General features: G+C 58.6%; 7 protein-coding genes. All 7 read left to right on the forward strand.

Annotated features, from left to right (window positions below; genetic code table 11):
* Nucleotides 1-2: 2 nt before the first annotated feature.
* Nucleotides 3-359, forward strand: a complete 357-nt coding sequence (locus tag AC1DIS_RS25495; protein WP_064616625.1) for a DUF4398 domain-containing protein — start codon at nt 3-5, stop codon at nt 357-359.
* The gene (locus tag AC1DIS_RS25500) at nt 356-1168 is read left to right on the forward strand and encodes an OmpA family protein (RefSeq protein ID WP_064616627.1); all 813 of its coding nucleotides are present in this window, start codon (nt 356-358) and stop codon (nt 1166-1168) included. The genes AC1DIS_RS25495 and AC1DIS_RS25500 overlap by 4 nt, the downstream gene beginning before the upstream one ends.
* 202 nt (nt 1169-1370) lie before the next feature.
* Nucleotides 1371-2810, forward strand: coding sequence for an aminotransferase-like domain-containing protein (locus tag AC1DIS_RS25505; RefSeq protein ID WP_018929883.1), 1440 nt, complete (start codon nt 1371-1373; stop codon nt 2808-2810).
* 87 nt (nt 2811-2897) lie between these two features.
* Nucleotides 2898-3365 carry a translation initiation factor 2 gene (locus AC1DIS_RS25510; protein ID WP_477743470.1) on the forward strand — a complete coding sequence of 156 codons (468 nt, stop codon included), beginning with the start codon at nt 2898-2900 and terminating at the stop codon, nt 3363-3365.
* A 167-nt stretch (nt 3366-3532) separates the two neighbouring features.
* On the forward strand, nt 3533-3787 hold the full coding sequence (locus tag AC1DIS_RS25515; protein ID WP_007942053.1) for a YkgJ family cysteine cluster protein: 255 nt from the start codon (nt 3533-3535) through the stop codon (nt 3785-3787).
* A 41-nt stretch (nt 3788-3828) separates the two neighbouring features.
* On the forward strand, nt 3829-4431 hold the full coding sequence (locus tag AC1DIS_RS25520; RefSeq protein ID WP_018929881.1) for an START domain-containing protein: 603 nt from the start codon (nt 3829-3831) through the stop codon (nt 4429-4431).
* A gap of 353 nt (nt 4432-4784) precedes the next feature.
* On the forward strand, nt 4785-6540 hold a 1756-nt coding region (locus AC1DIS_RS25525; protein ID WP_477781151.1), incomplete at its 3' end, for an LTA synthase family protein.

A 6540-nucleotide genomic window follows, 5' to 3' on the forward strand; every position in this document is an offset into this window, starting at 1 on the left:
TAGTGAGTATTCGACCTCTTTTCGCTGCCCTGGCCGTTCTGGCTCTGGCGGGTTGTGCAGCCGATCCGGCGCCGAATGAACAAATACGCCTGACCGAACAGGCCCTCGAACAAGCCAAGGCCGTGGGCGCTACCGCCGAGGAAGTGCCGGAGCTGAAACTGGCCCAGGACAAGTTCAACCGCGCCAAGGGCAACATGGCCGACCAGTCCTTCAAGAATGCGCGCATGCGGGCCGAGCAGGCCGAGCTGGACGCGCGCCTGGCCGAAGCCCGGGTTCTGACCCTCAAGAGTGAGGCGCAGTTGAACGTGCTCAATACCCGCATCGCCCGCCTGCGCAAGCAACTGGGAGATGCTCAATGAACCTGAAGACCAAAGCACTCGGCGGCTTGATCCTGGCCGGCTGCGCAAGCCTTTATGGCTGCGCTGGTCAACACAGCGAAGTGGCGTTGCAGCAGGCCGGTGCCGACTTCCAGAAGGTCAAGGAAGACTCCAACGTGTTGCGTATCGCGCCCAAGGACGTGATTCGTGCCGGCGAGTCCCTGGCCCGCGCCGATCGACTGTCCAGCTACTGGGGCAGCGGTTCGGACGTGGCCCATTACGCCTACCTGAGCCAGCGCTACAGCGAAATCGCCCGGGAACATACCAATCAAGTGCTCAACGAAGAGCGCGCAGCGAAGCTCGAACTCGAGCGTCAGCGCCTGCAATTGGCGCTGCGTGAGTCCAAGTTGCTTAGCGTGCAGCAACAGGGCAAGTGGCTCGAAGAGCAGATCGTGGCGTTGGCGACCACCCAGACTGACCGTGGTCTGGTGATGACCCTGGGTGATGTGCTGTTCGATACTGGTGAAGCGGAGCTGAAGAGCTCGGCGAACCGCGTGGTGTTGAAAATCGTCCAGTTCCTGCAGCTCAACCCCAAGCGTGTGGTGCGGATCGAGGGTTATACCGACAGCACTGGCGGTAAACAGGAAAACCTCAAGCTGTCCCGCGACCGGGCGCAATCGGTAGCTGACGTATTGACGGACCTGGGCATCGACGACAAACGCATCCAGGTTGAAGGGTACGGCGATGAGTACCCGGTGGACGCCAACGCTTCCGAGCGCGGTCGTGCGCAGAACCGTCGGGTGGAAATTGTGTTCTCCGACGAAAAAGGCCAGCTCGGCGCGGCCCGTTAAGGGCTGCGTCACTGGAAAAACCCGGCCTGCTCAGCAGCGCCGGGTTTTTTTTCGCCCGTCAAATGCGTCGTAAAACAGTACAGCTTTTGCTGACACCGCACTGTATGGTCGACTATTGTAGTAACTGTCCCAGTACACTTCTAAACTGTTCCGGTATTGTTTCACACAAGAATAAAATGCCCGTGAAATCGAGTGCTGCGTCATGACCAATCTCTTGCTCTATCAACGTATTGCTCAGCAACTGGCCGAAGACATCCGCCGCGGCGTCTATCAGCCGGGAGAGCGCGTGCCTTCAGTGCGCAAGATGAGCTCGCAGCTCAACGTCAGCCATGCGACGGTGTTGCAGGCCTACGCCAACCTTGAAGATCAAGGGCTGATCCGTGCCCGGCCGCAATCCGGTTACTACGTGCACCAGACACCTGCCCTGACGGCACCGACCCCGGACATCGCCCGGGTCGAGCGCCCAGGCCTGGTCACCCGCAGCAGCATCATTCAGCAAGTCCTGGTCGAATCCCGCCGTGAGGGGGTCTTCCCGTTGGGCGCGGCTGTACCGAGTGTCGATTATCTGCCGGTGCGGGCACTGCATCAGCAACTTGCCAAAGTCACCCGTTTCCATAGTCCGCGCGCGTTCAGCTATATGTTCAGCCCTGGTTTCGAGCCGTTGCGTCGGCAAGTGGCGATCCGCATGCGCGATGCCGGCGTGGTGGTTGATCCGTCGGAAGTGGTAATCACCCACGGCTGCGTCGATGCATTGCAGATGTCTCTGCGCGTATTGACCCGGCCGGGCGATCTGATCGCCGCCGAGTCGCCGACCTATTACGGTTTGCTGCAACTGGCCGACCTGCTGGGGCTGAAAGTCATCGAGATCCCCAGCGATCCGGCCACCGGCATGAGCCTCGAAGCCTTGCAATTGGCGGCCAACCAGTGGTCGATCAAGGCACTGGTGCTGACCACGCGCCTGAGCAATCCCTTGGGCGGCACCATGCCCGAAGAGCGGCAGAAACAACTGCTGCGCCTGGCCTCGGATTTCGATATCCAGATCGTTGAAGACGATATTTATGGCGAGCTGATGTTCGAGCAGGGGCGCACCAAATCGCTCAAGGCCTATGACCGGCTGGATCGGGTGATTTATTGCTCCAGCTTCTCCAAAACCCTGTCGCCCGGCGTGCGGATCGGCTGGATGATTGCCGGCAAGTACCAGCAGGAAATTCAGCGCTTGCAGACGTTCAGCACGCATTCGGCCTGCAGTGTCACGCAAATGGGCATTGCCGCCTATCTGGAGAACGGCGGGTACGACCGGCATTTGCGTTACATCCGTCAGGAGTACCGCAAGAACCTCAGCGCTTTCCAACTGGCAGTGCAGCAATACTTCCCGGAAGGCACACAGATGACCCGGCCTACCGGCGGTTTCATTCTGTGGGTCAGTTTGCCGGGGCGGGTCAATACGCAAGAGTTGCATGTGCGTGCGCTGCAGCAGGGCATCAGCATTGCGCCGGGGCTTATTTTCAGTAACACCGAGCAATTCAATCACTGCATTCGCCTGAACTGCGGCATCCCCTGGAACCGCGAGGCCGAGCGTGCATTGATGACACTGGGGCTGCTGGCGACGCAATTGTGTCAGGAGACAACGAGCGGTTTTTGACTTGCGGGGCAGTTATGAACTGCCCGCTTGTCTTGTCGCCTCCAACAGGCGAGCATATAACCTTCTGCCGTTCGCGCCGTTGGGTCCATGAAGCCGATTTTTCCTTCTGTCTGGTTATTGATCTGCCTGTTGATGACTTGTCATGCGGAAGGTGTCATGGCGGCTTCCGTTCAGGAAAAACCGACAGCCGCCGCAACCGCGAAAAAGCCGGTGACAGCTATAAAAAACGCTCCGGTCAAAAAAAAGGCTGCACCGGTCAAAAAGCGTTCTCCCATTGCTTCCAAGTCAAAACCAGCCAGTGAAGCGCTGAAAACCAAACTCCCTCCCGCCAATCTCGACTTGAGCTTGCCCAAGGATAAGGTCGATGAATTGAAACCGGTCGGCACGGTACCGTTGCCTCGACACGATGCGGTGTTGCCGCAAATGTTCGGTGGCAAAAGCAGTCCGTTTCAGCTGAACGGTCGCCTGATCAGCAACGAAATGCAGCTGCAACGGCGCAACGAAGAGCGCCGGGACGTTGAAGGCGCGGCACTGGAATTCGAGTTCAAGCAGTAAATTTCCCCCTGTTCGTGACCCGCGAAACAGACGCTTTGTCGGAGACTGGTCAGTCACGTTCGTTTGAGCGTAAAAACCCGGGCCCGGGTAATTTAAAACAACTGTTTTAGCCGTTACTCTGTGCCGCGTCCCTTTAACACATTGCTCGTCGCGAGGAGCTTGTCGTCATGAGATGCCGTGAAGGCTGTGGCGCCTGTTGCATTGCCCCTTCCATCAGTTCGCCGATTCCCGGCATGCCCAATGGCAAAGCCGCCGGAGAAAGATGCGTACAACTGTCTGCCGATAACCTGTGCAGCATTTTCGGCAAGCCGGAACGCCCCGCGGTGTGTTCGGCATTTGAGGCCGATGTCGAGGTTTGCGGAAGCAGCCGCGACGAAGCGATCAAATTGCTGGGCTGGTGGGAGCAAATGACGGCCGCGTGATGTGTTCAACGAACGGAACTTCAACAATAAGGAATAAGACTATGGGTTCGCTGCATCGTATCGCTGTGCTGTGTGGTTTGACGGTTTTGCTGGCCTCCACGGCTCAGGCCGAAGACTGGAAAACCGCCAAGGACGAAGATGGCATCAAGGTGTCCTTGAGTGAGGTGGCCGGTTCCCAATACAAGGCTTACCGTGGTGTAACGATCATGAAGACCACCATGGCCAAACTGCGTGCACTGCAGGAAGATGTTCCGGGAGCCTGCGCCTGGATTCACGAGTGCAAGGTCCAGAAGCTGCTCAAGCACGAAGGCAACCAGAGCTGGACCTACACTCAGTTCAATACACCCTGGCCGGTCACTGCTCGCGATTCGGTGTTGCATGTCACTACCGTTGACGGCGCTGATGGCAGCCTGACCCGCGAGCTGGAAGGGCAGCCGAAGTACCTTCCGGAAGAAAAGGGTTTTGTACGGGTCGCCCAGGTCAAGGGTTTCTGGAAGTTCGTGCCTAAAGGCGATCAAGTCGAAGTGACTTATCAGGTTCACACTGATCCAGGCGGCAGCGTGCCGTCGTGGTTGGCCAACAAGTTCGTGGTCGATGCGCCGTTCAATACTCTCAAAGCCCTGAAAGAACGCGCCGAGAAGTAGCCGCGTATCCAGTTGATGCGGCCTGTTCAACAACGCCCCGATCAAATCGGGGCGTTTCATTTCTACCAGGGGAGGGGAGTTATTTTGTTTCCGGATATGCGTTGAACGAAATTTTCACAATCTCTCCAAGACAATTCGCCTCAACGAATCAACCCCGCAACTTTGCGCCCACGCCGCTTGTCCCTGACCGCTATGAGCGGCAGTTTGGCTGTCGGGCAGTAATCAATGGCAATGCCGCGGTTGATCGTGCAACATTTGCGCACCGCGCACGCCCCGGGGCCGAGGATGGCCAACAGAGGGCAAGGCGCCACTGTATTTTTGTAACTTCAACTTCCAATGGGTCCTAAAACGACATGGCAAACCCGGACGCCCTGAATCAGCAGCGAGCTACTAGTCGCCTGCTGCAACCGACCGTCAAATCGCATCTGGCCTACACGCTGTTGTGCGCCCTGATCATGATGGTCATGTTCAGCCTGCTGCGCGTCGCGCTGCTGGTCTACAACCGCTCGATGATCCTCGACACACCGGCTTCGACCTTCCTGGAAGCGTTCGCCAATGGCTTGCGTTTCGACCTGCGCCTGGTGGTTTACCTCAGCGTTCCGCTGCTGCTGGCCCTGTTCAGCGCCCGGGCCATGGCGGCCCGCGGGTTCTTCCGGCTCTGGTTGACTGTAGCCTCGAGTATCGCGCTGTTCCTCGGCCTGATGGAGATGGACTTTTACCGCGAGTTCCACCAGCGCCTCAACGGCCTGGTCTTCCAGTATGTGAAAGAAGACCCGAAAACCGTGATGAGCATGCTCTGGTACGGTTTTCCGGTAGTTCGCTACCTGTTGGCCTGGGGTGTGGGCACGTTGATTCTGACCCTCGCGTTCAAGGGCGCCGACCGCGCCACACGTCCTCGCGGGCCGTTCAGCGGTGGCAGCATCGGCACGCGCCAGGTCGCTCCGTGGTATGCGCGCGGCGTGGTGTTCGTGGTCTGCCTGATGGTCTGTGTGGTCGCGGCGCGTGGCACCCTGCGCCAGGGCCCGCCGCTGCGTTGGGGTGACGTCTACACCACCGACTCGAATTTCGCCAACCAGTTGGGCCTCAACGGCACGCTGTCGCTGATCGCCGCGGCCAAGAGCCGGATGTCCGAAGAGCGCGACAACATCTGGAAAGCCACACTGGAACAACCTCTGGCCCAGCAGACCGTGCGCGATATGCTGCTGACTCCGAGCGACAAACTGGTGAACCCGGAGACCGCCGCGGTGCGTCGCAACTACACCCCCGACGCCAACAAGACACTGCCGATCAAGAACGTCGTGGTGATCCTGATGGAAAGCTTCGCCGGTCACTCGGTGGGCGCTCTGGGACGTCCGGGCGAGATCACGCCTTCCTTCGACAAACTGTCGAAAGAAGGTCTGTTGTTCGACCGTTTCTTCTCCAACGGCACCCATACCCACCAAGGTATGTTCGCCACCATGGCCTGCTTCCCGAACCTGCCAGGTTTCGAATACCTGATGCAGACCCCGGAAGGCAGCCACAAACTGTCCGGCCTGCCACAGTTGCTCAGCACTCGTGGCTACGACGATGTGTATGTTTATAACGGCGACTTCGCCTGGGACAACCAGTCGGGCTTCTTCAGCAACCAGGGCATGACCAACTTCATCGGGCGCAATGACTTCGTCAACCCGGTGTTCTCCGACCCGACCTGGGGCGTGTCTGACCAGGACATGTTCAACCGTGGCCTGGAAGAGTTGAAAGCCCGCGACGGCAAGGACAAGAAACCGTTCTATGCCTTGCTGCAAACCCTGTCCAACCACACGCCATACGCCTTGCCGACACCATTGCCGGTGGAGCGCGTGACCGATCGTGGCAGCCTCAACGAACACTTGACCGCCATGCGCTACTCCGACTGGGCATTGGGTCAGTTCTTTGAAAAGGCTCGCAAAGAGCCGTACTTCAAGGAAACCCTGTTCGTGATCGTCGGCGACCACGGTTTTGGCAATGAACAACAGATCACCGAAATGGACCTGGGCCGCTTCAACGTGCCGATGCTGATGATCGGGCCGGGCATACAGGAAAAATTCGGTCAGGTCGACCACACTGTGGGCACCCAGATCGACATCGTGC

This window comes from Pseudomonas sp. 05N433 (assembly GCF_056396925.1).